The sequence below is a fragment of the Cohnella rhizosphaerae genome, from assembly GCF_029525575.1.
In the GTDB taxonomy this organism is placed as follows: Bacteria; Bacillota; Bacilli; order Paenibacillales; family Paenibacillaceae; genus Cohnella; species Cohnella rhizosphaerae.
The window spans coordinates 378650-405631 of sequence record NZ_JAPDIA010000003.1 but is presented as its reverse complement, the minus strand read 5'-3'; the positions used below and the strand labels follow the sequence as shown (position 1 = coordinate 405631).

General features: G+C 55.6%; 24 protein-coding genes and 3 pseudogenes. 4 read left to right on the top strand and 23 right to left on the bottom strand.

The genetic code is table 11. The features are described 5' to 3' along the window. Positions 1 to 18 precede the first annotated feature (18 nt). Both OMP40_RS41300 and OMP40_RS07430 read right to left on the bottom strand, forming a co-directional pair. A pseudogene (locus OMP40_RS41300) lies at positions 19 to 495 on the bottom strand (CdaR family protein); the annotation flags it as partial. Positions 496 to 1219: 724 nt separating this feature from the next. Beyond that, positions 1220 to 1603, bottom strand: coding sequence for a hypothetical protein (locus OMP40_RS07430; protein ID WP_277530401.1), 384 nt, complete (start codon positions 1601 to 1603; stop codon positions 1220 to 1222). 326 nt (positions 1604 to 1929) lie between these two features. On the opposite strand from OMP40_RS07430, the gene OMP40_RS07425 reads away from it, so the two are divergent. After that, positions 1930 to 3447, top strand: a complete 1518-nt coding sequence (locus OMP40_RS07425) for a vWA domain-containing protein (RefSeq protein ID WP_277530398.1) — start codon at positions 1930 to 1932, stop codon at positions 3445 to 3447. Positions 3448 to 3542: 95 nt separating this feature from the next. Here OMP40_RS07425 and OMP40_RS07420 read toward each other — a convergent pair whose 3' ends face one another. The 5 genes and pseudogenes from OMP40_RS07420 to OMP40_RS07400 all read right to left on the bottom strand — a co-directional run bounded on the left by OMP40_RS07420 (position 3543) and on the right by OMP40_RS07400 (position 9026). Beyond that, entirely contained in the window at positions 3543 to 5135 is a 1593-nt protein-coding gene (locus tag OMP40_RS07420; RefSeq protein WP_277530396.1) for a chitinase, read from the bottom strand. After that, entirely contained in the window at positions 5132 to 5506 is a 375-nt protein-coding gene (locus OMP40_RS07415; protein ID WP_277530395.1) for a hypothetical protein, read from the bottom strand. The genes OMP40_RS07420 and OMP40_RS07415 overlap by 4 nt, the downstream gene beginning before the upstream one ends. A gap of 390 nt (positions 5507 to 5896) precedes the next feature. Next, positions 5897 to 7288 carry a glycosyltransferase family 2 protein gene (locus OMP40_RS07410; RefSeq protein ID WP_277530393.1) on the bottom strand — a complete coding sequence of 464 codons (1392 nt, stop codon included), beginning with the start codon at positions 7286 to 7288 and terminating at the stop codon, positions 5897 to 5899. 531 nt (positions 7289 to 7819) lie between these two features. Beyond that, a pseudogene (locus OMP40_RS07405) lies at positions 7820 to 8381 on the bottom strand (NADAR family protein). Positions 8382 to 8717: 336 nt separating this feature from the next. Further along, a complete protein-coding gene (locus OMP40_RS07400; RefSeq protein WP_277530391.1) occupies positions 8718 to 9026 on the bottom strand; it encodes a DUF2628 domain-containing protein in 309 nt (102 codons plus the stop codon). 296 nt (positions 9027 to 9322) lie between these two features. Between OMP40_RS07400 and OMP40_RS07395 the strand changes: the two genes are divergently transcribed. Next, positions 9323 to 10210: a TolB family protein gene (locus tag OMP40_RS07395; protein WP_277530390.1), complete on the top strand. Its 888-nt coding sequence runs from the start codon at positions 9323 to 9325 to the stop codon at positions 10208 to 10210. A 70-nt stretch (positions 10211 to 10280) separates the two neighbouring features. On the opposite strand, the gene OMP40_RS07390 is transcribed toward OMP40_RS07395, so the two are convergent. After that, positions 10281 to 11855, bottom strand: coding sequence for an ABC-F family ATP-binding cassette domain-containing protein (locus OMP40_RS07390; RefSeq protein ID WP_277530389.1), 1575 nt, complete (start codon positions 11853 to 11855; stop codon positions 10281 to 10283). 276 nt (positions 11856 to 12131) lie between these two features. On the opposite strand from OMP40_RS07390, the gene OMP40_RS07385 reads away from it, so the two are divergent. Beyond that, on the top strand, positions 12132 to 12800 hold the full coding sequence (locus OMP40_RS07385; RefSeq protein WP_277530387.1) for a DUF559 domain-containing protein: 669 nt from the start codon (positions 12132 to 12134) through the stop codon (positions 12798 to 12800). A gap of 362 nt (positions 12801 to 13162) precedes the next feature. On the opposite strand, the gene OMP40_RS07380 is transcribed toward OMP40_RS07385, so the two are convergent. From OMP40_RS07380 to OMP40_RS07330, 11 genes are all read right to left on the bottom strand, one after another. Next, positions 13163 to 14287 carry an NADH-dependent flavin oxidoreductase gene (locus tag OMP40_RS07380; RefSeq protein WP_277530385.1) on the bottom strand — a complete coding sequence of 375 codons (1125 nt, stop codon included), beginning with the start codon at positions 14285 to 14287 and terminating at the stop codon, positions 13163 to 13165. Positions 14288 to 14393: 106 nt separating this feature from the next. Beyond that, the gene (locus OMP40_RS07375; RefSeq protein WP_277530382.1) at positions 14394 to 14924 is read right to left on the bottom strand and encodes a TetR/AcrR family transcriptional regulator; all 531 of its coding nucleotides are present in this window, start codon (positions 14922 to 14924) and stop codon (positions 14394 to 14396) included. A 313-nt stretch (positions 14925 to 15237) separates the two neighbouring features. After that, complete coding sequence (locus tag OMP40_RS07370) at positions 15238 to 15597, bottom strand: hypothetical protein (protein ID WP_277530380.1); 360 nt, start codon at positions 15595 to 15597, stop codon at positions 15238 to 15240. Between the two features lie 120 nt (positions 15598 to 15717). Further along, complete coding sequence (locus OMP40_RS07365) at positions 15718 to 16053, bottom strand: hypothetical protein (protein ID WP_277530378.1); 336 nt, start codon at positions 16051 to 16053, stop codon at positions 15718 to 15720. 250 nt (positions 16054 to 16303) lie between these two features. Next, positions 16304 to 17263 carry an ATP-binding protein gene (locus OMP40_RS07360; RefSeq protein ID WP_277530376.1) on the bottom strand — a complete coding sequence of 320 codons (960 nt, stop codon included), beginning with the start codon at positions 17261 to 17263 and terminating at the stop codon, positions 16304 to 16306. Next, a complete protein-coding gene (locus tag OMP40_RS07355; protein WP_277530375.1) occupies positions 17223 to 17594 on the bottom strand; it encodes an HD domain-containing protein in 372 nt (123 codons plus the stop codon). Before OMP40_RS07355 ends, OMP40_RS07360 begins: the two co-directional genes overlap by 41 nt. 43 nt (positions 17595 to 17637) lie before the next feature. Beyond that, a complete protein-coding gene (locus tag OMP40_RS07350; protein WP_277530373.1) occupies positions 17638 to 18069 on the bottom strand; it encodes an HD domain-containing protein in 432 nt (143 codons plus the stop codon). A 617-nt stretch (positions 18070 to 18686) separates the two neighbouring features. Beyond that, positions 18687 to 18893, bottom strand: a complete 207-nt coding sequence (locus OMP40_RS07345) for a hypothetical protein (RefSeq protein ID WP_277530371.1) — start codon at positions 18891 to 18893, stop codon at positions 18687 to 18689. 439 nt (positions 18894 to 19332) lie between these two features. Continuing rightward, the gene (locus OMP40_RS07340; protein ID WP_338131052.1) at positions 19333 to 20523 is read right to left on the bottom strand and encodes a sulfurtransferase; all 1191 of its coding nucleotides are present in this window, start codon (positions 20521 to 20523) and stop codon (positions 19333 to 19335) included. Further along, positions 20408 to 21682 (bottom strand): NtaA/DmoA family FMN-dependent monooxygenase, encoded by a 1275-nt coding sequence (locus tag OMP40_RS07335; RefSeq protein ID WP_277530369.1) that lies wholly within the window; start codon positions 21680 to 21682, stop codon positions 20408 to 20410. Before OMP40_RS07335 ends, OMP40_RS07340 begins: the two co-directional genes overlap by 116 nt. Positions 21683 to 21790: 108 nt before the next feature. Next, positions 21791 to 22471, bottom strand: coding sequence for a carboxymuconolactone decarboxylase family protein (locus OMP40_RS07330; RefSeq protein WP_277530367.1), 681 nt, complete (start codon positions 22469 to 22471; stop codon positions 21791 to 21793). A gap of 186 nt (positions 22472 to 22657) precedes the next feature. Here OMP40_RS07330 and OMP40_RS07325 point away from each other — a divergent pair, with 186 nt between their 5' ends. Further along, positions 22658 to 23587: a LysR family transcriptional regulator gene (locus tag OMP40_RS07325; protein WP_277530365.1), complete on the top strand. Its 930-nt coding sequence runs from the start codon at positions 22658 to 22660 to the stop codon at positions 23585 to 23587. A gap of 48 nt (positions 23588 to 23635) precedes the next feature. On the opposite strand, the gene OMP40_RS41295 is transcribed toward OMP40_RS07325, so the two are convergent. The 4 genes and pseudogenes from OMP40_RS41295 to OMP40_RS07310 form a co-directional block, all read right to left on the bottom strand. Further along, positions 23636 to 24286, bottom strand: coding sequence for a tripartite tricarboxylate transporter permease (locus tag OMP40_RS41295; RefSeq protein WP_420871949.1), 651 nt, complete (start codon positions 24284 to 24286; stop codon positions 23636 to 23638). Between the two features lie 73 nt (positions 24287 to 24359). After that, positions 24360 to 25121, bottom strand: a pseudogene (locus tag OMP40_RS41290) (tripartite tricarboxylate transporter permease); the annotation flags it as partial. Between the two features lie 21 nt (positions 25122 to 25142). After that, on the bottom strand, positions 25143 to 25709 hold the full coding sequence (locus OMP40_RS07315; protein WP_277530361.1) for a tripartite tricarboxylate transporter TctB family protein: 567 nt from the start codon (positions 25707 to 25709) through the stop codon (positions 25143 to 25145). A 96-nt stretch (positions 25710 to 25805) separates the two neighbouring features. Beyond that, positions 25806 to 26870, bottom strand: a complete 1065-nt coding sequence (locus OMP40_RS07310) for a tripartite tricarboxylate transporter substrate binding protein (RefSeq protein WP_277530360.1) — start codon at positions 26868 to 26870, stop codon at positions 25806 to 25808. Positions 26871 to 26982 lie beyond the last annotated feature (112 nt).

Below are 26982 nucleotides of genomic sequence, written 5' to 3'. Positions count from 1 at the left end.
GCCCAGCGCATCGAGCGCCTGCGCCGCCTCCTCGAAGGAATCGCGAATCTGGATCAAGCCCTGGCACGGACTCCCGACGCCCACCCGGATGTCCGTGCCGCAGGACTGCAGCAGCAGCTCGGCCGTCACCGCGACGGTGTCGGACAGCGCGTCCCGTACGGACGCCCATGGCACGCCTTCGATCGCCAGCAGCACCGCCAGCTTGTCGTGATCGATGCTGTAGTCCTTCAACGGATAGGGGAGCTTCTCCATGAAGATTCGGCGCACGAGCACTTTGGCCGTATCGAGCCGCTCCAGTTGCCCATGCGACATGTCCGCGTCTCTGCCGGCGTCGATCGCGACCAGCACGGCCGCGTAAGCGCCCTCCGGCAGATCGAGGCCGATATACGAGCGGACGCTGTCGATCTCCTTCTCCCGGGAGAAGCCGCCGCGCAGCAGCCGCTCGAAGAACGTCGCCCGGACCAGCTCCTGCTGCTGGGCCAGATCGGACCGCATCGCTTCGCGATTGTCCAGCAGCTGCGTGATCGTGCCCGCCAAAAACGCATAATCCGATTTGTCCGAGGCGGGCGATTCGGCCAGCCCCTGCCTCAGCTTGCGGATGATCTGCAAGATCGGCCGGCTGCTGCTGTACGAGAACGCCACCGCGATCAGCAGTCCCGCGACGATGGCGACCGCCATGGTCGTCTGATACATCGTCTTCATATAACGCACGTTGCCGATGACGGCGTCGTACGGCACGCCTGCGACGTACTTCCAGCCGCTTTCCGCGGACACGGCGTACATGACGAGCTGCTTTTCGCCCTCCCGGTCCCGTACGATATAGCCGCGTTCGCCTTCCGGCAGGCGGAGGCCGCCCCGTTCGCTGCCTGTCCGATCCAGCCCGGTCAGGATGCGGCCCTCCGCATCCTCGACATAGGACCACGCCTTGCCGTCGTCCACGACGGTCGCCAGCAGCTTCCTCACTTCCCCGGCATCGATTAAAGCGACCAGCGCGCCTTTGTACGTATGAACCGCCCCGATCGGCACGGATTGAACGTACGTCAGCACCTCGGGCCGGTCCTGGCCGAGCCGGATCCGGTTCTCCGGCCAATAGACGGAGTAGTGATATCCGCCGAGCAGCGCTTCCCGCCAGCCGGCATAGTCCATTCCGTCATAAGCGAGCAGCGGGCCGTACAGCAAGCTCACGTTGGTCGTAGGCAGGACGGAGGAGATGAGCGTCTCATTGTTCAAATAAAGGAATATGTCGCGGATGAACCGGTTGCTGTATCGATAGGTCGCCAGACTGTCGGCGATCTCCTTGATTCGTATGATGTCGTCGCCGGAATAAGGCTTCTTGGCGCTGAGGAAGTGACGGACGCGCGTGTCCAGCGACAGCTTGCGTCGTGAGGCTCTCGACCTCCTTCAGCCGCGCGTCGACCAGTTCGCGGGTTTTGTCCAGCTTGGCCAAGCCGGATTCCATCGCCTCCTTTTCCGCATATTGCACGGACCGGTGATAGAGGAAGGCGCCGACGCAGGACAGGACGAGCAGCAGCACGACATAATGAATGACGAATCTGGCGAAAACGGTTCTGACGCTTGGGAAGCGGGCTCTGACCAAACGCATGGAAATCCCCCTTATATATGTAAGCCCTTTCATCCGAGAAGGATAACCCTCATCTTAGCATCGGCCTTCCGGCTTGCCAACCGGATTGGCTTTCCAGAAGCGGGAATACGGAATATTTCATGCCGAGCCGGATATTTTCCGCCTCTGTCCGCCACGCGAAACAGCCAATTCGTTTACATAAATTGCAACATTTCCTTAACCTGGAACGTCCACATATCGATCGGCGCGTTACGCAATAGAAACATGCTTGTAATCTTAATGTAACAAAAAGCGACAGAAGGGCATCTGTTATTGAAAGCGTTAACCATTATGCGGAGGTGTTCGGGATGAAGAGGAATTGGAGCATGGTATCCGTATTGTTGCTAGGCGCGCTGATCGCCGGTTGCAGTTCGGGCAGCGATAACGAAGCGTCGGGTGAAAGCGCGCCGCAGTCGGTAACCAGGTCGGACTCGGACGCAGCGGCGGCATCTCGCGCCAAAGAATTATCATCCTCGGCCCCCTACGATATGTTTTTCGAAGATTACGGCACCAATCCCTACGTGTCCACGGCGGACGACCGGCTGTCGACGTTCGCCATGGACGTGGATACGGGCTCTTACACCCTGGCGAGGAGCTATATCGAGGACGGGAACGTGCCGCCCCCCGAGGCGATCCGACTGGAGGAGTTCGTTAATTACTTCGACCTGAACGACGCGCCGCCCAAGGAAGGCAAATTCGCCATCCATGTCGACGCCGGCCCTTCTCCGTTCGGGGAAGCAGGCACGCAGCTCGTGCGGATCGGCATCAAGGGCAAAGAGATCGAATCCGCGGACCGGAAAAGAGCGAATCTGACGTTCGTCGTCGACGTGTCCGGCTCCATGGACCAGGACAACCGGATCGGATTGGTCAAGCGAAGCCTGAAGCTGCTGGTCAATCAGTTGAAGCCTGACGACCGGGTCGGCATCGTCGTGTACGGCTCGACGGCGCGCACGGTGCTGGAGCCGACGGCCGTCGAGGATGAAGATGCGATTCTGTCCGCCATCGAGGAGCTTCAGATCGAGGGCTCGACGAATGCGGAGGCCGGATTATTGTTGGGCTATAAAATGGCAAGCAGATTCAATGACGACGAGAATGCGATCAACCGCGTCATTCTGTGCTCCGACGGCGTGGCCAACATCGGCGAGACCGGCCCCGACGGCATTCTCCGCACGATCGAGGACTACGCCGGGCGGAACCTGTATCTCAGCACCTTCGGCTTCGGCATGGACAATTATAACGACGTGCTGATGGAGCAACTGGCCGACAAAGGCAACGGCGCTTACGCCTATATCGACGACATCGGCGAAGCGAAGAAGATCTTTCAGGAGCATCTGACGGAGACGCTGCAGACGATCGCCAAGGACGCCAAGATTCAGGTGGACTTCGACCCGGCGCAAGTGAAGGGCTACCGGCTGCTCGGCTATGAGAATCGCGCGATCGCCGACGAAGATTTTCGCAATAACAAAGTAGACGGCGGGGAAGTCGGGGCCGGGCATTCGGTCACCGCGCTCTACGAGCTTCAATTGAAGGACGGCGCATCTCCGTCCGCACCGTGGGGCAAGGTCACGATTCGGTACAAGGACGTGGACGACAACAATCGGTCGCGAGAGTCGGCCGCCTCGATCGCTCCTTCCGGCGAGCTGTCCGATGCGACCTTGTTCGTCGCCGCCGTCGCCGAATTCGCCAAGCTCATGAAGGACAGCGAAGGCGTCGGGGAGAGCCGGCTGCAAAACGTGCTCGCGATGGCGGAGAAGCACGCGGCCAGCGATCGGCAGGAGGCGTTTGCGGATTTGGTGAGGGCATTCATCGCGCTTCGAGGCAAATGATAGACAAAGAGGGGCCTCCGCTAAGGAGAGCCCCTTTTTTGTTGCGCCAGCGGTTAATCTGCATAGGCAAGAACCCGGAGCTTACGCCCGGCGAATTATCCCTTCTTCTCCAAGTTTGACAAGATGGCATTGATTTGAGCCTGCGTCAGCGGCTTCCATGCGGCGCTGTCCGGATCTACCGATGCAAATGAGGGGCTTTCGCCCTGACTCCACCATTTGGCTTGATACGGCACGCCTTCAAAGACAACCCGCTGACCGGCTTCATAGACAGCCTTGTCTGACCAGGCGGGATAGGCATCCTTCGGCAGAGCAGGCTGAGGACTCGGCTTCTCGCCAGGCAATACCGGCCCGATGAGATTCCACGGCGTCTGCCACGACTGAAGAACCGGATTGTCCGGAATATCGCCTTTTGTCCACCACTTCGCTTCATAGACATTATGATGCCGGACGACTTTTGTGCCGACAAGGTAGACGGTTGTCGGCGACCATATCTGATAAGGACTGGTCGCCGGATCATCCGGCAGCTGTTGGCTGGCGGACGCTTGATCCGATGCGGTGACGGCACCGGCGTTCGCGACCATATTCCCTTCATACCCGCTGCCTAATAAATCGGAAAAGGCGTACGGCGTCTGTTCCACGCCGCTGCATGCGTCCGACACCGTACTGACGTCGACATAATTGCTGCCGCACATCATATCCCGGTTCGCAGACCATATGGACAATCGGCCGATGCCGCGAGAAAGGGCAAACCTGTTAAGCGCTTGCGCATCGTCCAAGGTAAAAATCTCGTTTTTATAATCGTTTTGGCCGATCATGGGCGTTGCGCCAAGCTTTGACCATAGCGTGCTGTCGCTAAGATTCACTCCTGCCTGTTGATAAAGAATCTTGAGCTGGCGTTCCGTCTGGATCAAGGCGCTCTCCGAAGCGCCCAGCATCGTCTGATCCGACGAGCGGCTTGCGCCGTAATCCATCGTCATCGCGTTCACGCCCGCCAGGTCGACGCCATGCTTAAGCAGCTGCGCGACGGCATTCGTCCCCTCCTCGCGCAAGCCTTGCGGCGAGACAGGCAGCGTCACCCACACCGCCAGCTGTTTGCCGGCCGCCCGTCTTTCCGACTGCAGCCTGGCAATGGCCTCGGCACGGCGGCTGCCGGCAGCGACATCCGCCAGTCCGGCGCTTTCCAGATCCAGATCGATCGTATTCAGCTTATATCTGTCCACAACCGCTTGATAGGCGGCTAAGAGCCGATCCGCAGCCGTACAGCCGACCGCCAGTTCATTGTTTTTCACGCCGCCGAAGGAGACCGCAATATGGCCGCCCTGCTGCCTCAACCGAGCGATCCGTCGATCCAGATCAAGACTGTCGCCGGCTTGATTCAAGGTGTAAGCGCCGCCCCAGGACGGTTCGCAAGGATGGACCGGATCGGAAACGATAAAGGCAAGAACGGCGTCTTTGCGCGCATTCGCGCCCAGGTTCTGGAACGCGAACATGGGGGTCGCCGTCACGTCAACGTAAGGCGCAAACCATTGATTCGGCACGGCAGCCCGAGCAAACCAGAGCTTTCCCGCAAGGCCGTCGGCACCGAAGATTCCGCAGGCGGCAATGCCTGCAAGGATCAGACATAGAAGCATCGCGCGCAGCGGCGATAATCGCCGTTCCCCGACGACGCGCTTCGTGACGCCGGTCATGAGGACATCACTTCTTTTTCTTCCAGGTGCGGAGCGAATGCGGTAAATGCAAGCTGGGCGGACGCACGATTAGACGGACGCAGCTCGGCATCGCCGTGATAAAGGATAGCCTGCCATCCGGGGCGCTGCGCGTACGCCGACTCCTGCTCCGTTCGCTGTTTCTTTACAGGGACGTACAGCCAGTCGACGATGCCGAGCCACACGTCGACGATGACGTGCTTGATGCCGATGAATTCCGCGACCGCCCATGCGGCAGTCAGGGCGTTGAATGCCGCAAAGGCCGCATTGCCCCAGTTCTGCTGCACGATGCCGCGCCACAAAATGAGGAGCGAAATGCCGACGATGAGAAACGGCGAAACGACGTACAGCATGGGAGAGATCGTGCGCTCCTTGATCTTTGGCGTCCGGGCAAACGGAATTTTTTTTAGCGCTCAATGCCTGCTGCATGGATTTCAGCACGCCGGCCAGATTCACGGGCAGCAGAATTAAGTTGAAGCCGTAAATCCTGAAAATATCGCTCCGTTTGTAGCTGCTATACTTTAGATCGCCCGACATCGCCAGGAAATACGGCAGCGCCGCAAGAAGGACGAACGGACTCAGAAGGCGCCCGTCGATCGGATAAGCCAACAGAAACAACAAACCGAAGCTTGCCCACGCAATGGAAGCCAGATAGTTTAAACGCAGCAGGATCTCGGCCTTGGATATTCCCTTTCCTTGTCTGTTGCGCTCTCGGACCAAAGCCCACAGCTTCGGCAAGACGATCAGCCCCCCCCGTTCGCCCATCGGCGCCGCTGGACGATAAGCGAACCAAAGTCGGGCGGGGTGGCGCTGTAGCTCAGCCGTTCGGGATAATTGACCAGCGTCCAGCCATGCCGGGCCAGATCGACGCTGGATTCCGTATCTTCAATCACTGTGCGATCCTGAATAAACCTCCGTATTTTAAAGCCGCCCACCCATTCCGTCTCGCCGATGTCTTCCAGCGCGGATTTCCTTATAATCGCATTCGCGCCGACCCAGAACGTCGCGTCGTAGTGCGTCATGCCCTGGTGCAAAATGTGCTGGATGTCCGTGGTGGCTCCGGCAATCCGCTCGATGCGGGTCGCGGCGCCGCGAAAAGAAGAATACGGTGTCTGAACGACCGCAACGCGGGCATGATCCGGCTGCTGCATAAAGTAGACCAGACGCAGGCAGTATCCGGGACGCAGAATGGAATCGGCATCGAGCGTAAGTACGAATTCGCTATCCGGAAATGCGACCCGCTCGCCGCTCCGAGTCTCGGACGCGGGCACGAGTATAGGTCCGTCCGGCGTATGTACCAGATTGTACGTATGGCCCATCAATCCGATATACGAATTCAGGTTCATGGCTTTATTGGGCTCGTGAGACAACGATGCGAACTTTTTCCGCTCGAAAACATCCAGCTCTTTATCGAATATCCAGGTCAGACGCCGATAAAGCTGGCCGACCCTGGAGACGGGCAGACTTGCCTGTTCGTTGTAGGAGGCGAGCAAAGCTTCGCGAACAAGGCGCAATTCCTTCGATAAACCGCGCACGACATCATCCGCGAAAAATCGCCCGACATGGTCGCCGATCTCTTCCTTCTTGACCAACTGATCCAGCCAATTCGCCGCATAGGCATAGTGCGCGGCCAGTTCCTTCGCGACCGCCGGTCCGACATGAGATGACGAAGCTTGTTCAAGCAGAAATTCTGCGAGCTTGGTTTCAAACAGCCGGCGGGGGCCGGCAAACAAATCTGCGATATCCTTGGCCAACTGCCGGGTGGCCTCGAGGCGGGCCGAAGCCGCCGGATCTGTCGGATAGGGGGCGTCGTCCAGAAGGAGAACGATACGAATGCGGGGATACTCCTGGAGCGCGGCGGACAGCAGCGTCTTGCGAACAACCTCCGGTTCTTCGTCATAGGACGGGATCAATACGGTAATCGTCGGCTGGTTCTGCTCAAAGTACCGATCAATCTCCGCGCGAGGCACGCGCACATGTCTACTGAACCGCAGCAGGGCACCCTGCCTTGCGAGGAGGTACATGAGGGCCGAGAAAGTAAGCAGCGTGACGATGATCAAATAGGCGAGGGACTCCATGACGTATTGAAACGTATTCGGCCCCTTGAAATATTGCTTTAAAATGGTGGTTACCACATAAACGCCCCAAAATCCGACCGTCAAAATCATCGCTAAGCGGCTAAACACCATTTTTCGGGTGGACGGCTTGTCGTGAAAAACAGAAAGCGGCGTGGCATGCCGTTCCGTTCCCCACTGCCGTTTCCGTGCCAGCTTCCTCGTGCGTCGCAAACGCGCCATAGGATGAGTCGGACCTCCTCCAGCCTATATTTACACCAAGATTTTAATTAAGCCCGACGGCTAATGGTTGTCTTTGGCTGTAAATCATATGGACAGAGATCTCATTATATGCGGGTAGAACGCAAAAACATCGCCAGGGCCGTCAGGCGGCTTCGCGATGTTTGGGTCTGGATAGGGACGAGCCGACGCTACGGCGATTCGGACCAATCGAATACGGTCCGCAAATGTCGGCACGGGAACGCCGACCGTATACCATTCTTCCTCAATAGGTGAATGGTTGTTCATCTTATTTAGCCCTGCCGAATACAGCATCAAAAACCCTCCGCGTATTTTGGAGCGTATCTCTCGCTATTATTTTCCGATCCACGTCTAACTTCCCTCTTCCTCTAGCAAGTTGTCCCTGACCTCGGTCAAAGCAAAGCCTAGCAAGTTCAAGCCGCGCCACTTTAACGGATTTTTCGCATCCGGATGATCCTTCTCCAATCCGATTCCCCAGATCCGGTCGAACGGGCTCGCCTCCACCAGAATTAGATCTTTTGTCGATTTCAGAAACTCCCACAGCTTCCGATCTTGCGAGAACTTTGCGTAGTTACCTCTTTTTTACGATCTCATAGCTGTTCTGCTCCCAGACCGTACTTTGAAAGGGTTTGACCGCCCGGCCTAAGGCCTTCATTTCCTTGGGCTGCGAGGCACTCATAATTTTACGAAGCGCCTCCGCATCGCCAAAAAGCCGCGCCTTTTCCGCCATCATGTACTGTTCCGTGCAAGAGTAGACTACGCCGTCGACCTCGAACTTGGATATCCACCATTGGCTCAGGCAACTCTGATTCACGCTTCCGTCCGCCGGCGGCGTATGTCCCCAGAAAAACAGAAACTTTGGCCTTTCGCCTGCGTTGTATGCGCGTCGAAGTTGCTCTAGTTGGTTATACATAAAAGTTCTCCCGCTTTCTATAATAGACTTTGCCGGCATTTCTGTTATTATCACTTTGATATTATCAAATTAATACAATTAGATCCGATTGTCAATCCGCGATTTTCTCATTGCAAAAAAACATCGCCAGAGCTCTTGGGCCGCCTGGCGATGTTTGATTCGATGTAAGAGGCCATTCGTCGACGTTGGCTCTCGACGCCATAATTTGCAATCTCGACCTGGGCGAGACGTCTCTTTGGCGATTCCCGGGCCGACTGCCGCGACCGCCATGTCCGCCGCCGCCATTTTCCGCAGCAGCGGCTTAGACCGGCTCGTGCTTCGACCCGCAAATGTCGATTAAGCCGCGATGATTCCGTTCGTCTGGAGCGTGGATTGCGTGTGCTCGTCAGCAGGACGATAACCTTTTTCGAGCAATTCTTTGATGTACATCTTGTTATAGATAAAAGAAAAAATAATGCCGGGCACCCAAGCGCCAATGCCAAGTGTAAAGAATCCTACGGCAACTGAGGTGATGAACATAATGGCAGCCCATTTTAAATCGCCTCTGAACAAGGCGGGGAAAAACCCAAAGAAAAAAGTCGTCCAGCTAAACCCGACTTTTGCTTCTTTTAATCCACCCGCTTCGTTTCTCAAACGAATACGCATTGAAAATCTCTCCTCATTTTAGTTTATTTTTCCATCAGTACATCTAATTATAGGAAATAAGTCTGATTTTGTCGATCATTATCTTTCCTGTCGATTTAGGAAAAATGATTCATCCAATGACTTCGTTCCTACAACTAATTATTCAGTCCTATTTAACTCCGCGAGAAAAATTGACAACGCTTTAAGTCCCTGTGTATGATGAAAACTCAAATAATTAAACGCGCGTTCACAATCGTTGTTAATCCTACGAAGCCGCAGGCCTTCCCCCCTCGGCGCAAACAAGGGAGACAAGCGTTATGAACAGATTAAAAATGCCTCGCAAGCCCGATGTCAGCCCGATCGTCAGCATCCTTGAGACGGTGGACATTCACAGCGGCGAGCGCCGCGTTCTAGCCGAGTTCGATCATCTGATCGAAGCGCCCAACTGGACCCGCGACGGCAACCGGCTAATCTACAACAGCCAGGGACGCCTCTATGCATACGACATTGCCGAAAACAAAAGCCAGGCGATCGACTCGGGCTTCGCGGTTCAATGCAACAACGACCACGTCCTGTCGCCCGATAATGGCCGAATCGCCGTGAGCCACCATACGTTCGAGGACGGCCAGTCGCGCATCTACGTCCTTCCCTTGGAGGGCGGACACCCCATGCTCGTCACGCCGATGGCCCCAAGCTACCTGCACGGCTGGTCGCCCGACGGCAGCACGCTCGCCTATTGCGCGGAGCGTGACGGCGCGTACGACATCTATACGATCCCCGCGATCGGTGGCATCGAGACGCAGCTGACCGACGCGCCGGGTCTGAACGACGGCCCCGAGTATTCGCCGGACGGCCGTCATATCTGGTTCAATTCCGTTCGGTCCGGACTTATGCAGGTGTGGCGCATGAACGCCGACGGCAGCGAGCAAGTCCGCATGACGACCGAGGAGAGCAACAACTGGTTTCCCCACGTCTCGCCGGACGGACAATGGGTCGTCTACATCGCCTACCGCAAGGGCGACGTCGCGCCGGGCGATCACCCTGCGAACAAGCACGTCGAGCTGCGCTTGATGCCTGCCGCCGGCGGCGAGTCCCGCCCTCTCGTCTCCTTGTTCGGCGGACAAGGGACGCTGAACGTGAATTCCTGGGCACCCGATAGCCGCACCTTGGCGTTCGTCAGCTACCGGCTTGCCGAGCAAGCATAAGCGTGCGCACGGCAGAAAAGCCCGAGAGCCACGCTCTCGGACTTCTGCCGTGCCGTTATTTCATATATCCTTACAAAGCCTGCGACGTCACGCCCTTTGCCGGATCGAAGGTCAGCATCTTCGTCCCGATCTTATCGATGAAGAATCGATCGTGGCTTACCGTGACGACGGCGCCGGGAAAATGGATCAGCGCTTGCTCCATGACTTGAATGCTCGTGAGATCCAAATGGTTGGTCGGCTCGTCCAGGATGATTACGGCCGCGCCCGAAAGGAGACATTTGGCCAGCGCCACCCGCGCTTTCTGTCCGCCGGACAGATGGCCGATCGCCTTGCTCAGATCCGCTTCCGAGAATTGCAGCATGGCCAGAAATTTGTTCACCTTTTTGCGCGGCGCATCCAGTCCCAGTCCGTACGTATTCACGGCGTGGCTCACGGTATCCTTGGGATCGAGCTCCTCCCACATCCGGTTGAAATAGGCGTAGCTGACCCCCCTTTCCCAGATCACCTCTCCGGATTCCGGCTTCTCCGCTCCGGTGAGCGCCTTGATGAGCGTAGACTTCCCGCTTCCGTTCGGTCCCGCGATGACCAGGCGATCTTCCTTCTGAATATCGAAGCTCACGTTTTCGAAGATCCGCCGTCCCTCGTAGGTTTGCGCGATTCCCTTCACTTCGCATAGCTTGTCCGGGAAGCGCAGCCTCTCGTAAATATCGGTGATCAGCACGTTAACGGGGTGCGGCTCGATCCGCTTCTTGTTGTCCGCCAGCTTGCGCGAGAGACGGTCCTTGGAACCGGACTTCCGGCTCGCACGGTCGTCGATCGCCTCGGACTCCATGAGCAGCAGCTCTTCCTCCCACTCGAATTGTCGGTCCAGCTCCTTCTTGCGCATCTTCTTCTTGCGGACGTAATCGGTGTAGTTGCCTTCGTATTCCTGAAAATGATAGTTCTCGATCTCGATCGTGCGCGTGACGACTTTATCGATGAATTGCCGGTCATGCGACACCAGGATCATGGCGCCCTTGAACCGGTACAGCCATTGCTCCAGCCATGCGATACCTTCCATATCCAAGTAATTCGTCGGCTCGTCGAGCAGTACGACGTCGGGCAGCTCGATCAACATCTTCGCGAGCGCCGCGCGGTTGCGCCACCCGCCGGACAACGCATCGATCGGCTGATGACGCGATCTGTCGTTAAACCCCAGCTTCGTCAACACCGTGTCGATCTCGACGGATACGTTCCAGCCATCGAGATGGTCCATTTGCTCGAATAGCTCCGCCTGCCTCGCGAGCAGTCCGTTCATTTCGCTATCGTCGGCAACGACGCCCAGCTTATCTCCGACCTCTTGCAGCTCGCGCTCGATCAGGGCCACCTGCTCGAAGCATGCTTCCAGTTCTTGCTGAACGGACAGGCTTCCGCGCAATTCCGAGAATTGCGAGAAATACCCGATGCGCACCTGGGGATCTATTTCGACTCTGCCGGAACTTGGCTCCTCTTGGCCCATGATGAGCTTAAATACCGTCGACTTGCCGGCGCCGTTCCGCCCGATGAGACCGATACGCTCCCCTTGCATCACCCGAAAATAAATATCGCGGAAAATCATGGACGCTTCGTACTTCTTCGTGACGTTCTCCAAACGGATCACGCTCATGGCAATCACCCTTCCCGTTCAACACGCTAGCGTGATTATACCATTCCCGCTTCACGGATACTTCTCCGATGGCTAGCCTTTGACCGCTCCGATCATCACGCCGTGGACGAAGTATTTTTGCAGAAACGGATACAGACATAACTGGGGCTTTAGGATCGCGTATGGACGATACTTGCCGGTTGACATATACTCTTCTTAAGAGACGAAGCACGTCCCTCTACATTCCTTGAGAATGCAGACGGGGCGTTTTTTATTTTTAAGGGGGTTGCGAGGGAGATGAACCTTGAACAAGCGCATGCTGAATTTATCCAATCACATTTGGCCCGGAGGAGCGGTGAACGCAGAGGACGGCTGGAGCGCGGACACCGCGAGGCCGAACGGCTATTTTGTCAAAATGTATGGTGGAAACTTCGCGGCAGTTTCGACGGGCTGCATCCTGAGTACGAAGTGACGGATTGGCGCGGGCTGTCGTATTTCTGCGACTTCGTTTGGATCCACCCGGCGGTGAGACTCGTCATCGAGATCAAAGGATTCGGTCCACATGTCAGGGATATGGACAGGAGGAAAGACTGCAACGAATTAAATCGGGAAACTTTCCTGACGGCAATGGGCTATCTCGTCATTTCGTTTTCCTATGACGACGTCGCCGAGCGGCCCGAGTTGTGCATCACGCTTCTACGGATGCTGCTGAGCAGATTTTACGCTCATGAATCGCCGGTCAGCCTCACGGAGCTCACAGAACGCGAGACGATCCGGCTAGCGTGCACACGATCGCGTCCCCTGCGCCCCGTCGATGTGGCCGAGCATCTGCAGATCAACCGGCGTACGGCAGTTCGAACGCTGCAGTCCTTGTGCAGTAAAGGCTTGTTCGCCGCAGTGAGCCATCCGGACAGCAAATTCGTGCGAAAATACGCAGCGCAGCCTGCGGCGTTCAAGCTTCTGTAGGCGGCTGGGGACTCCGAAGTGGCGGAGGTGACTGGGAGCTGTCGCGCAAAAGTGCACCGTACATAGCCAAAAAAGGCAAATTCAGGCGATCTACCGTGCATAAGTGCGCGGTAGATTCGCTTTACAGAAGAGAACTGGTGTGTTTCGGGAGCCAATCGTGCACTTTTGCGCGGTAGACGAGGCGTTGGAATGGTGGGGACGGCGATCGTGCACTTTTGCGCGGTAAGCGAGGCCGATTGACGGTGGGCGGTTGCGAGGCACCTCCACTAACCTCCAGGCGCGCGTAAGGCAAAAGGGGAGCAAACACCGCCATGGCGTCTGCTCCCCTTTGCCTTACGTTTTCCCCGTCCGTAACGATGTCGTTAATCCACCACGTTAAACCACCCCGGGACGTTGGTGATCATCCCCCACATCTTATCCGGAATCCGCAACTCCTTTTGCGAGGAGCGCGAGAGCAGCGTCGTGATTTCCGCTTCGCGACCGGACCGAACCTTTTCGATCCAATCCGGATTCAGCAGCATGGCATGGCCGAGCCCCACTAAAGGGATGCCGGTTCCAAGCGCTTGAACGACATCTTCCGGCGTCCATAAGCCGCCGACGCCGATAACGGGCACGCGCCCTCCCGCTTGTTCCTGGATCATGACGACCCTCGACTTCGCGCTGTTCTCCTCTCTCCTCGGACCGGCCCAGAAGCGATCCACGGATACGTGTATAAAATCCAAGCCTTGTTCCGCCAGCACATCCACGAATCGAAGCGTATCGGCCATCGTAATTCCCGGGTTTTCATTCTCTTCGGGAGACAAGCGATATCCGACGGCGAACGGAGATGAGGCGTGCTTAGCAACCGTATCCTTCACCCGTCTAATCACTTCGAGCGGAAAGTTCATGCGCTTCTCCAAGGTCCCGCCCCACTTGTCTTCCCTGCGGTTCGAATGCGGCGAGAAAAATTGCTGAAGCAAAAAGCCGTTTGCGCCATGAATCTCGACCCCGTCAAAGCCCGCTTCAATCGCTCTGCGCGCCGCCTGGGCGAAATCATCGACGACCGATTCGATTTCCGCTTCCGTCATGGCCTTGGGTACGGCTGCCCCCTCGCGCTCTGCCGCGACTGCGCTCGCGCCAAGCGCTTGGCCGCCCGGGAGCAAGGCAGGATTGCTCAACCGGCCGCCATGAAAAAGTTGAATGAACGCCTTGGTTCCGTTTTTCCGGATGACGGACGCCAATTTCGTCAATCCCGGCAGCAAGTCGTCGTTGTCGATGGCGAATAGGTTCTCCCCCAGCTTGCCGGATTGCGACACGAGCGCGCTGGAGGTGAACAGCGTGCCGATTCCGCGGGAACGGAGCTCGTAATACGCCAGTTCGTCGTCCGTCACTTCTCCGTTAGCGGCGGACGCCATAAGGGTCATCGGCGCCATCGTCACGCGATTGTCGACGGTTACGCCCGAAGGAAAACGGAAGGATGCGAATAGCGCTTCGTAAGATTTGTTCATGTTCATTCTCCTTTTAATGTTTGTATTATTAAAGACCGTTCGGTCCATAATAAGCATTATAATTACGGACCATTCGGTCCATAATGGTGAAAAAGAAAACGAACCCTCATTCGCGTTCGTTCAGCTTTTCCAGCGCAACGGATATGAAATCCTCCAAGACCTCTCGCTTGGCTTGCGCTCGAATCATGACGTTAATGCCTTGCAGCGATACCGTGAGGAAGCGAGCCATTTTGCGAGAATCAAGTCCGGCGCGGAGCGAACCGTTTTCTTTGCCTCGCTCGATGGTCTGCCGAAAAACTTCCTCGATATTGTAAAAGTCGCTCTCCACCATCTCTTGCAGCTTGGGGTCGTGGGGAGCCAGCTCAATGGCTTCATTCGCGGTCATGCAGCCCATCTGATTTCCCTTGCCGTCCAGCACCGTCTTAAAGGCGTTTGTGAGCGCCAGGTAAGCATCGGGCTGACTCAAGCCTGCGGTCAAACCGTCCATACGATCCTTCTTATACAGTTGGAATGCCCGGAGAAACAGCTCGCGCTTGCTTCCGAACGTTTCGTACAGGCTGCTCTTGCTCAGCCCCGTCGTTTGAAGCAAATCGGCCAGCGAGGTGGATTCATAGCCTTTTGACCAAAATAGCGCCATAGCCTTCCTTAGCACGTCTTCCTCATCGAAATTGCGCGGGCGGGCCATCCTGCATCACCTCTTAAGCAGCAGTATACATCATTAAGGACCGATTAGTCCATAACTAAGTGTGATGCCTCTGTATCAAGTTGATGCTTGTCGGGTGCAGGACATAAAAAAAATACACCGCCAGACGCTGACCGCGTGGCGATGTACATGTGCGTCGATGACGATTATGCCTCTTTCGGACCTTCTTTGTCTTCCGTACCGATCGGATTGTCCGCATACGAGATCCAATCGCTCCAACTATCGGATACATCCCCTCTGCCCTAAATTACAAATATTTATGCATATAACTTTCTAATTCATTAAATGCTTTGGGATATTTTTTTCTTCTTTCTTCAAGATCATAGGGAATAACCACGTTTCTCCCAATGTAACAATCTAACAATTCTTGGATGTAATCTTTATATTCAACGTTATCGTTCTTTCTTCTAATATTTCTTGGTGAAATACCGTGATCAATAACAAGGTCAATTTGATTAGAATAATCAGAAAGAAACTCAAAATCAATTGTAGATTTTTCGGGACTACCTAATGTAACGCTTATCCATAATCTGTTTTCACTTTCAATATTCATGATCTTTTTAATTTCTTTTTTTAATTCTGTAATTTCCCGTTTCTGTAAATGCATTTTGATAATCAGCTTTTTTTTATGAAAATTCTTTTTGAAATTATATTATACGAATTCTGAACGAGAGTTCTCTCATATAAAATACTCTTTAATATTGAGCGGTATTCACTTAATGCATATTTAGAAAAAACTGCCCCCCGAAAATGATTGTTGTAAGGATTTAAAGTCAATGCTCTTAGTATTCTTCAACCAAAACCACGTTATAACATCTTTTGAAAGAACCTCTAAAGTATATCTATGCAATAAAGCATATCCTTCTTCGAAGAATAAAAGCTTGCCTTCCCCCAGCCTGTTATGTGTACCATGGTTGGGTTTAGTTTCCCAAAGCAATGCAGGGTGGAGAATTTGAGTCTCATTTATTTGAGCCTGATAGTCTTTAAAACAACATATATCTTTAGCAGTAAGCAACTGTGCAATAATATCTTTACATATATCTTTTTTTAAGTTCTTCCTCAAAAAGGGAGACCTTCGCAATCAAGTTTGTTTCTATCTAATGATAATGGCAAGTTACCAGTGTTATCTATGACTATAAGTTTAGGTTGATTTTGATAGCCGAACGCTGGAAACGATTTAGCTTTATGCCCTAGAAACCTGTAACTATTAGTAATAACAATACCATTGCATAACAAAAAAATCTTTGCCCTGATCGTACTTCCAGTATACACAGTTGTATTTTTCAGGATATATTGGATGCCAGTCATCCCCATCAATATCCTTTATATAAAACTTTTTTATAAAATTCTAACCCCTTTGGATTCCAATAATTTGGAATTTTAATATTAACAACTGGTCTGTCAAATAAATACCAACCATACCAACATTTCGTGCGACCATTCTCGTAATAGTATTCTTCCTCAACTTGTTTTCTTAAAGCATCAAGTGCCTCTTTCTTTAAAAGTATTTTAATTGAAGTTCCTATTTCTAGTTCTGCCTCTTTTATTAATTCAATTTGTTCCTCTTCCACAGTGGCCTTAAACTTTAATCCAGTATGTTCATTAATATGCCTTGTACTTACCTCAATTTCATTGCCGAGAAGAAATGATGCTAATACACCTACGCCAAATCGACCGCTCCTCTGAACAGCGGATTGACCTTCTTTGTCAGAAAAAGTTTTGATCCACTTACTACTTCTTCTAAAAGAAGCACCTGCCTTGAAAAAGAAATTAATAATTGTCTCTTTCGTCATTCCGATTCCGTTATCATTAATTACAAAATAATACTCATTTTTATCGTTACTCTCTATAGAGATATTTACAACGGGTTCATATGAAAAATTTTGATTTTGAACTTTTGAGAGCTCCATGTGTTCTCTTTCCTTACACGCATCGAGCGCGTTTTGCAGTAACTCTCTTACCCCATACGACGGATTTTCTCCATACAATGGTGCCACTAACAATTTTAATAAAGCGGGATCTGAATCGAAGGTTACTTCTTCTGGAATATAATGTACTTGTTCAACGAATTTTTTTTCTTCAATATTAGTGCGTATTCTTCTAACAGTGATTTTCATTTCTTTTAGCTCATCTATCCTTCCGTAAACTTCCCCCATTATGGCCCAGCTCAAATCTAATTCGCTTTGAATATCTTTAAGAAGCCTTCGAATTTTTAAGAACATCTCACTCGTTTCAGGATTTGCTTGTACAAAAAAAGGTCTCTGGATCATCATGATTTCTATGAGTATGTTTAATTGAATTATGAAGATTCCACTCCTTTACTGAGAATGGGCTGGAAATTGTCCTTAATTGTAACGCCCCATAAGGAGCTCTGTCAGAAGTAATATGAAGGTAGTCGGCAATCCTCAAAACAATCATTAAATAAACGATTTTGACACCATATGGCGTACGATAGTCGCCATATTTATTTTTAAGATAATCCAACGTCGAACGAATATCCATTCCATGACTTCGAGCCAACAATCCAGTAATGTCTCTCAATTCATCATCCATACCTACAGCAAAAGGTATAAAACCATTATTTGTAGCCGGAAAACCGTTCAACGCTATTTCATGGGCTATTCTAGGGTGAGTCCTCCTAATGAACTCACCGATTAGTTTTTTTGTCGTATTCAGTCAGAGTATCTTTATCATTGGACAGCTCTTTAATTTCTATTATCTTTCCAAATGTCGAAATTAGTCTATTTTCATTCCACCGCTTAGTTTCCTCAAAATAAATACTCCATTCCTCATGCCAAAATTTCTGGTCAAAATAAGGAACTGTATTCTTTTTATTTTTCTGATCTGCTAATAATGTTTGAAATCCTTCATATGTAATATGCATTCCCAAATCATGCAAAACAATTGATAGAATGAGCACTGTAATATCTCGAGGTGTTAAGATCTTAATACTATCACCGATTAAATTTTCTGCTGTCATCAATACACGTTCAATATGCTCTATACCATGATTAGTATATTCAGAGAAAAACTCAAATTTACTCATCTTAATTATTTTTTCGAATTGTGAAAGTGTCATGAATAAGTATCCTGACAATTCGATATCTTTATCGATTATCTCTTTTGAATTTCAAAGGAATATTCATTTATTTGTTGTCATCCTTTCACTAACACAATAGTCTGCTCCTTATAATACCATAGCATCTATATTTAGTCGGAGATCCAGTCTTAAAGACTCAAGAAACTTTAAACTCCATTTTCTCAAAAGTATTACATCTCGTTTATCAAATTTCGTCAAGATTCCTTTTTTTTATTACCTTTCTTCAAGAAATGTTGTCTGCACAATATTAGGCCTGGGTCTAGGATGGTACATGCATCACATAGGTTCATTTCACTTATACGAAAGACATATGGATATGGCGAAAAACATACTTAAAGAAGGCCCTCCAAAACAAATAAAACAAATGGACCCAATGACTGAATTGAATTACCTGAAAGATTTTTTAGAAATAAAATGCCTTTTACGTAATGGAAATGATGTATCAGATGAAATAATAGATAAATACCGCAATTTTGGAGAGAACTCGTTTGTACCCTTAAAAAGAAACAACAAAGTATAAAATAAATCCCTCAATCCACCTAACACCTAACACCTAAACGACAAAGAACGCCCATTCCATACTGAATTAGCGTTCTTCAATCCAGCCCCATCCGTTTAAGCTTTAATCCAAACTGGCGATGTGACACTTCTATTTGGGAAGCGATCAGAGCCAAGGATATGCTAACGCCGGATACGTTGAAGCCACCCATGCCGCTGGTCTTCGTGCCCGGTTTCACGTTTGACTTGACCGGGCCGAGGTATATTGCACGGTAATAAACGCCTTCCGCCAGCAGCGTCGCCATTGATTCCGGTTTTTATCGAGGCCGTGTTTGGATCTGAATGCGATAATTTTGAGAATCCTCTGATTTTTTACATCCGCAAAAATCTTTAATGTCTCCCAATCTGCCTTTTTATACTCGCGTCTTTGATGGAATCGTTGACTTCATGTTGATTGTCTTACTACGGCTTTTATATTGTCGATTTAACAGCAGCGGTAACAATGTAGAAATAACCAAACAAAAACAGGGACTCGAACGTTAACCAGATAACGGCTTTCTCTCCCTTTGTTTATCTATATGGGCATGAGATCGTACGCTCGGTCCGGCACTCGATGGAATTACTTAAAGGCATGGTTGTTGACTTCTTGTTGATTCCAGCCATGAAAAATACACCGCCATAGCCCTGGGGCTACATGACAGTGTATTCATAACGAAAGTACTGCTAGTTGTCCTTCGGTTATTCTTAACTCCCTGTCGCGATTGGGTTGTCGCTAAATGAAATCCAATCGCTCCAGCTTCCCGCATACAGCTTCACATTCGTGAAGCCCGCTTCCAGCAGCGCCATGACGTTCGGCGTGGCGGTGACGCCCGAGCCGCAATAGACGATGACTTCGCCGTCCTGACTGAGGTCGGCGAAGCGTTCGCGCTGCGCGGCGGCGGACTTCCACTTGCCGTCGGCGTCGCGGCCTTCGCCGAAGGGGCGGTTGATCGCGCCCGGGATGTGGCCGGCCTTGCGGTCGATCGGCTCGACTTCGCCGCGGTATCGGGCGCCGTCGCGCGAATCGATGAGCGCGACGGCCGCGGCAGCCTCCGACCCTAAGGCTCCAGCCGCCTTCGCCGCCACGACTTCGCGCACGCGGTCCACGTCCGCTAGCAGCTGCGGCCGCAGCGACGGCACGAACGTCGCCGACGCGACGCCCGGCGTCTCCGCCGTCACGGCGTAGCCCGCGCGACGCCAGCCCGCAAAGCCGCCGTCGAGCACGCGCACGGCGTCGTGGCCTGCATAGCGCAGCAGCCACCACAGCCGCGATGCCATCGCGCCGCCCTGGTCGTCGTACGCGACGACCGTCGTGCCCGCGCCGATGCCGGCCCTGCCGAGCGCCGCGGCCAGCGCGTCCAACGCGGGCAGCGGATGCCGCCCGCCGTGCTCCCCGACCGGAGCGGACAGGTTCCGCTCCAGGTCCAGGTATACGGCGCCCGGAATGTGCGCCTCTTCATAAGCCGCGCGGCCCGCATCGGGCTGCCCGAGCACAAACCGGCAGTCCGCGACGACCAGTCTCGGCTCGCCAAGCCTCGCCGCCAGCTCCTCCGCCGCGATCACGTACTTGCTCATACCCGCTCCCCCCTCCGCTTCCTTTTTCCGCTCAGCGGTCGTTTGGTTCGTCGGCGCTGCCTGCCCCGCTGCTTTCCCCTGCTCCGCGATTTGCTGACTCAGCGGGATAGCCTGCCCCTCTTCCTTCTCCCGCGCCTCCGCATACTTGCGCGCCTCCGCATACCGATTCTTCGGCACCGCCAATCCCAAGTGTCCGCGCAGCGTATCATGCTCGTATTCCTCTCGGAACAGCCCGCGCCGCTGCAGGATCGGCACGACGTGGTCGACGAAGTCGTCGATCCCCTCCGGTAGCACATGCCCGAGGATGATGAACCCGTCCACCGCCTCCGCCCGGAAGAACTCCTCCAGCACGTCCGCGATCCGCTCCGGCGTCCCGACGAGCGGCCCCTTCGGCGTCGCGTTGCGGAGCGCAGCCTGGCGAAGCGTTAAGCCTTCTTCGCGCGCCTGCCGCTTGATGTTGTCGGTGACGCTCTTGTAGTTCTCGCTGCCGACATCCCCCCAGGTCGGGAAATGGCTCGTCGAGCGGATACTGCGTGAAGTCGTGATGGTTGAACCAGCGTCCCAGGTAGCGAAGCGCGTTCTCGATGCTGATGAGTCCCGCGATCCGCTCGTACTTCGCCTCGGCCTCTTCCTGCGTCGCGCCGACGACCGGCGCGATGCCGGGCAGAATGAGCAGCTCGTCCCGCCGCCGCCCATATTTGGAGAGCCGCCCCTTCACGTCGTCATAGAATCGCTTGGACGCTTCGACCGTCTGCACCCCGCCCATGCCGGTGAACACCGCGTCCGCGCCTTCGGCCGCCAGCTCCTTGCCGGCCTCCGAGGACCCCGCCTGAAAGACGACGGGGTACCCCTGCGGCGAACGCCGGATGTTGAGCGGCCCCTGGACCGCGAAGTGCTTGCCCTGATGATCGAGCCGGTGCATCTTGTCCGGATCGAAGAAGACGCCGCTCTCCTTGTCCCGCGAGAACGCGTCCTCTTCCCATGAATCCCACAGCCCGCGCACCACCTTCAGATGCTCGGACGCCCGTTCGTACCGCTCGCCGTGCGCAGGATGGCGCTCGCGGCTATGGTTGAGCGCGGCGCCGTCCAGCGCCGACGTCACGAGATTCCACCCCGCGCGGCCGCCGCTCAGGTGATCGAGCGAAGCGAACTGCCGCGCCACCGTAAACGGTTCGCTGTACGTCGCCGATACCGTGCCCACCAGGCCGATGCGCGACGAGTAGGCCGACAGCGCCGACAGTGTCGTCACCGGCTCCAGGCGGTCGAGGTACTGCGGCATGCTCACCTCGTTAATGAAGAGACCGTCCGCGATAAACGCGAAGTCGAGCTTGCCGGCCTCCGCCTTCTCCACCATATGACGGTAATGCGCGAGGTTCGTCGCTCCGTCCGCCGGCGTGCCGGGATACAGCCAGGACGCCATCTGCTCCCCCGTTGCGAGCAGCGCCGCGCCGATGTGCATTTTCCGATTCGTATCCGTCATGCCCTTCACCTCTCGAAAGCTCGTCGCGAGCGTATTCTGCCTTCATGGCCTGCCACACGGCCTGCCAGTTTCTTTGCCAGTCCGCCCCTTACCGGCCCGTCCGTCCCTTTACTCGCCCGCCCGCTCGTACGCGATATAGGCGTTCACCCGATGCGCCATCGCCGAGCCCGCCTTGAGCGCGCCGGCCACCACGATCGTCTCCGCGAGCTCCGCCAGCGACGCGCCCTCCGACTTGGCGAGCTTCGTATAATACTCGATGCTGTAGGCGCAGCCCTCGATATGCGCGATCGCGACCGCAACGAGCGACTTGTCCTTCGCGCCGAGGCTTCTGGGCGTCAGCACTTCCCGGCCGAACGACACGAATGCCGTATACAGCTCCTCGTTGACCGCCTCCAACGCCTCCAGCTTCGTCAGATTCTCGCGCGCATACAGGTCGTCCGCAGGCGATTCCTCGTACGCATTCAGCGCATTGATGCCGTGGTACAGCGCCGATCCGCCCTTCACGAGCGCGCTGACGCCGATCGCTTCGACGACCTCTTCCTTCGAAGCCTGCAGCTTGCGGCCCGCAGCGACGTGCAGGTCGATGCAGTACGGGCAGCCCGTCGCATGCGCCGACGCGATCGCGATGATCTCCTTCAGCTTGGCGCTTAGCGCGCCTTCCTGCATGGCCGCCTTGTTGAACTCGCCGAACGCCTTGAACGCCTCTGGCGCGTGCGGCACGAATTTTGGAGCGTATCTGGGAAAATAAGACCTCGCATAAAGGCTGTCCTGTTCAGCGGATACGGTCATGGGGTGCCTCCTTCAATGTGGGCGAGCGGTCCTCGCAATATTTCCTTGTATATAGGTGCGATTAATCGGTAATTGGTGCTATAATAACACGCATAATCGGTTTTGAATAATTGAATTATCGAATGCGTCCATTTCCTTTTATCGAATCGTCATTTTTCACTTACAGTCATCCCGGGAGGAACGACCATGGACATTCGCGGCATATCGACCTTTCAGACGATCGTGCGGACGGGGAGCTTCCAAAAGGCGGCGCAGGAGCTGCAGTACGCCCAGTCCACGATCACCAAGCAGATTCAGAATCTCGAGGACAGCCTCGGCGTCAAGCTGCTCGAGCGGGGCAAGAAGCTGCGGCTCACGCAGGCGGGCGAGCTGTTCATCGCCAAGAGCGACCGGCTGCTGCGCGATTACTACGAGCTTCAGCAGACGATGACCGACCTGAACGACGGGGAAAAGGGCGCCGTGAACGTCGGCATCATGGAACCCGCGGCCAGCTATCGCATTCCGGCGCTGCTGAAGCGGTTCGCCGACGCGTATCCGAACGTGGACATTCATCTTCGCATCCACAACAGCCATATGTTCAACCAGCTCGTCAGCGACGGCTCGGTCGACTTCGCCATCTGCGCGACGCCGGACAGCGGACTCGGCACGACGTTCGAGCCGCTCTACGTCGAGGACATCGTGCTGCTGCTGCCGGCCGCGCATCCGCTGGCCAAGCAGCATCGCATCCGCCTTGCGGACTTGCGCGGCGAACAGATTCTGCTGACCAACGCCACTTGCCCGTTCCGCCGCAAGCTGGAGACCGCGCTGCACGAGCGAGGCGGCACGCCGTACCGCAAGATCGAGATCGGCAACATGGCCGCGCTCAAGTATTACGTCCATGTCGAATACGGCATTGCCGCCGTGCCGCGCATCACCGTGACGCCTCCGCCCGAAGGCACGATCGTCCGCGCCATCGAGGATCTGGACGCCGGCCTCACGACCGGCCTGCTCATGAAGAAGGACACGCGCCTGCTGAGCGCCGCAGCGCGCAAGCTATCGGCCTTTCTGGCCGAGGAGCTCGGCCGGTTGAGCGAGCGCGCAGAAGCGCCTGCGATCGCGGAAGCCTCGCCCGCCTGAGGCGCGAAGTCGTTATCGTCGCCCCTGCCCTGCGCTTACTTCAGCCCTTCACTCCCGGCCGCCGCTGCGCCGCCGCGCCTTCCACAGCCGACTCGCCACGGCGTATAGCACGCCCAGCGCCGTCAGCCCGAGCAGGCCGCCGGACAGCGGACGCGTCGCGAAGATGGCGAAGTCGCCGTTGGACATGATAAGCGATTGGCGGAACGCGCCCTCCAGAATCTTGCCGAGCACGAACGCCAGCACCATCGGCGCCGGGTCGAAGCCCGCTTTTCGCATCAGATAACCCAATACTCCGAAGAACAACACGACGCCCATGTTGAAGCTGTCGTTGCCCAGGCTGTAGACGCCGATGAGCGTCAGCACGACCGCGAACGCCATCAGAATGCTGCTCCGCACCCGCAGCAGCTGGATGAACAGGCCGACGAACGGCAGGTTCAGCAGCAGCAGGAGCGCGTTGCCGATGTACATCGACGACACGACGCCCCAGAACAGGTCCGGATGCTCGCCGATCAGCTGCGGTCCCGGCGTGATGCCGTTCAGCAGCAGCGTGCCGAAGATGAGCGCCATGACCGCGTCCGACGGGATGCCCAGCGTCAGCAGCGGGATAAACGCCGCGCCGGCCGCCGCGTTGTTCGCCGACTCCGGTCCCGCGACGCCCTCGATGGCGCCTTTGCCGAAGCGCTCCGGCGTCTTCGACACCCTTTTCTCCACGCCGTACGAGGCGACCGTCGCGATGATCGAGCCCCCCGCCGGGCAGGATGCCGACGAAGAAACCGATGACCGAGCCCCGCACGATCGCCCACTTCGCCTGCGCGAAATCCTTGACCGTCGGCCACACGCGCCCGACCTTGGTCTGCTTCAGCGTGCCTTTGGACAGGTGCTCGAGGTTGTACAGAATCTCGCCGACGCCGAATACGCCCATCGCCATCGCCGCGAAGTCGATGCCGCCGAGCAGATGGTTCGAGCCGAACGTCAGGCGAATCGAGCCCGTGATCGGGTCCTGTCCGATCGTCGCAAGCAGCAGGCCGAACGCGGCGCACACCGCGCTTTTCAGAAACGACTTGGTCCCAAGGTACGCGACCAGCAGAATGCCGAGCGACGTCAGCACCGCGTACTCGGGCGCGCCGAACTTCACCGCGAAGTTTGCCAGCCCCGGCGCCAGGAAGCTCAGCCCGATGACGGCCAGCGTGCCCGCGACGAAGGAGCCGATCGCGGCGATGCCGAGCGCGATGCCCGCCCGGCCTTGCTTGGTCATCTGGTAGCCGTCGAACGTCGTGACGACCGACGCGGCTTCGCCCGGCAGATCGAGCAGCGTCGAGGTGATGGACCCGCCGTACATGGCGCCGTAGTAGATGCCCGCCATCATGATGATCGAGCTCTCGGGCGGCAGCGTGAAGGCGAACGGCAGGAGCAGCGAGATCGTAGCGGTCGGGCCGAGGCCCGGCAGCACGCCGACGATGTTGCCGACCAGCACGCCGATGAGGCAGTACAAGAGATTGTGCCAGGACAGGGCGACTTCGAAGCCGGAGGCCATCGCATTCAACGTATCCATGGGCTACCTCGCGCCGGACAGCAGAATGTCGTGGGGGAACGGGACCTCGAGGCCCCAGCCGAAAATCAGGTAGATCAGCGCGGTGAGCCCGACCGACACGGGCACCGCGACGCGCCAGCGCTCCTTGCCGAGCAGCTTCGTCCAGAACAGCAGCAGCGCGAGGCACGGCAGCGACAGCCCGAACCGCTCGAACAGCAGGATAAACGCAGCCAGGCCGAGGACGGCGTACAGCGGATAACGGGAATTGCGCGTAAAGCCTTCTTCTTCGGCGCCCTCCGTCCGCTCCCAGGCAGCCTCCAGCGCGGCGTCGTCGGTACCGGGAACGTGGTGGACATGCTCCTGAAGTCGGTGTATCGTCCCGGCGGCGGGTTTCTTGCGCAGCGCCAGCGCGAGCAGCCCCAGCGATACCAGCACGATGAGGACGGACAGGCAGGTCGGCCACAGGCCGGGTCCGGGATTCTGCCAGCTGCCGAACTTCATCCGCGCGGATAAAAAAAGAAAGTAGACACCGATGCCGAGCGGGACGGCGCTGGGCCACAGGGCGGCTGTGCGTATTCTAGGCGTATTCATCGGTTTCGCACCCTTTTCCAGGCAGGAAGGCCGAGCGCGCGCGGTTGGTCCGCTTGGCGCTCGGCATCGTTGCCTTCATGAATTTGAAATGAGGAATCAGGACTTCTTGAGATTTTCCTGGTAGTAGCCCAGCGCGTCGTCGTAGGCTTTGCGGAAGTCGGCGGCCGACGTGAAGATCGGCTCGATGAAAATGTTGTCGAAGCTCTTCTTCACGTCGGCGTCGGCGGTCGCTTGCTTGAGGGCGTCCTCGAGCTTGGCGACGACGTCGGCCGGCGTGCCCTTCGGTACGAACAGCCCGCCCGGAGGCGGCGCGAACGTGAGGCCGCCGAGGTTCTGCTCGTCTGAGGTCTGGACGTCCGGCAGAATCGCGGAGCGCTTCTTGGTGACGATGGCGAGCGGACGGAACTTGTTGTCCTTCACGTACGACAGAATTTCCGAGTCGACGTTAACGATCGCGTCCACGTTGCCGCCGAGCAGCGCGTTGACCGCGTCGACGCCGCCGTTGAACGGCACGAGCTGGAACTTGAGGTCCTGCGTCTTGGCGAACTGCTCGAGGCCGATGAAGGACGGCGAAGACGGGCCCGTCGTGCCGATCTTGATCGTGTTCGGCTTGGCCTTGATCGCATCGACCAGCTCTTGCAGCGTCTTGTAGGAGCTGGAGGCCGATACGGCAAGCGCGTACGGGTTGTCCATGAAGCCGCCTACCGCGTCGAAGTCGGCTGTCGTGTAGCCGACGTCGGACGACAGCGGCGTGATGATGCCGGGGCCGACCGTTACGAAGCCCACGGTGTAGCCGTCCGGCTTGGCCTTGAGCACTTCGTTCATCGAGAGCGCGCCGGCGCCGCCCGGCTTGTCGATGACTTCGACCTTCTGCCCGAGCACGGACTCGAGCTTCGGCTGGAGCGCCCGGACCGCCAGGTCCGACGCGCCGCCCGCGGAGAACGGTACGTAAATTTGAATGGTCTTGGTCGGGTAGTCGGTGCCGCCGGAAGAAGCGCTCCCGCTTGCACTGGCGCTGGCAGAAGCCGGCGCGCTGCTGGACGGTGCCGCTTCGCTCGAAGCGCCGCCCGACGCGTTGTTATTGTTGTTACCGCAGGCGCCCAGCACCGTCGTTAACAAGAGAGCCGCGCCAAGGGCGGCGAATCGGAATTTCTTTTTCATCTAGGTCCCCTCCAATTATCCATGTAAGTTACTCGGATTAATCAGATTATAGTAGGCGACCTCAGATGATGTAAAGATGAAATAAAGAATAGCAAATATCGAAAAAAGTGAA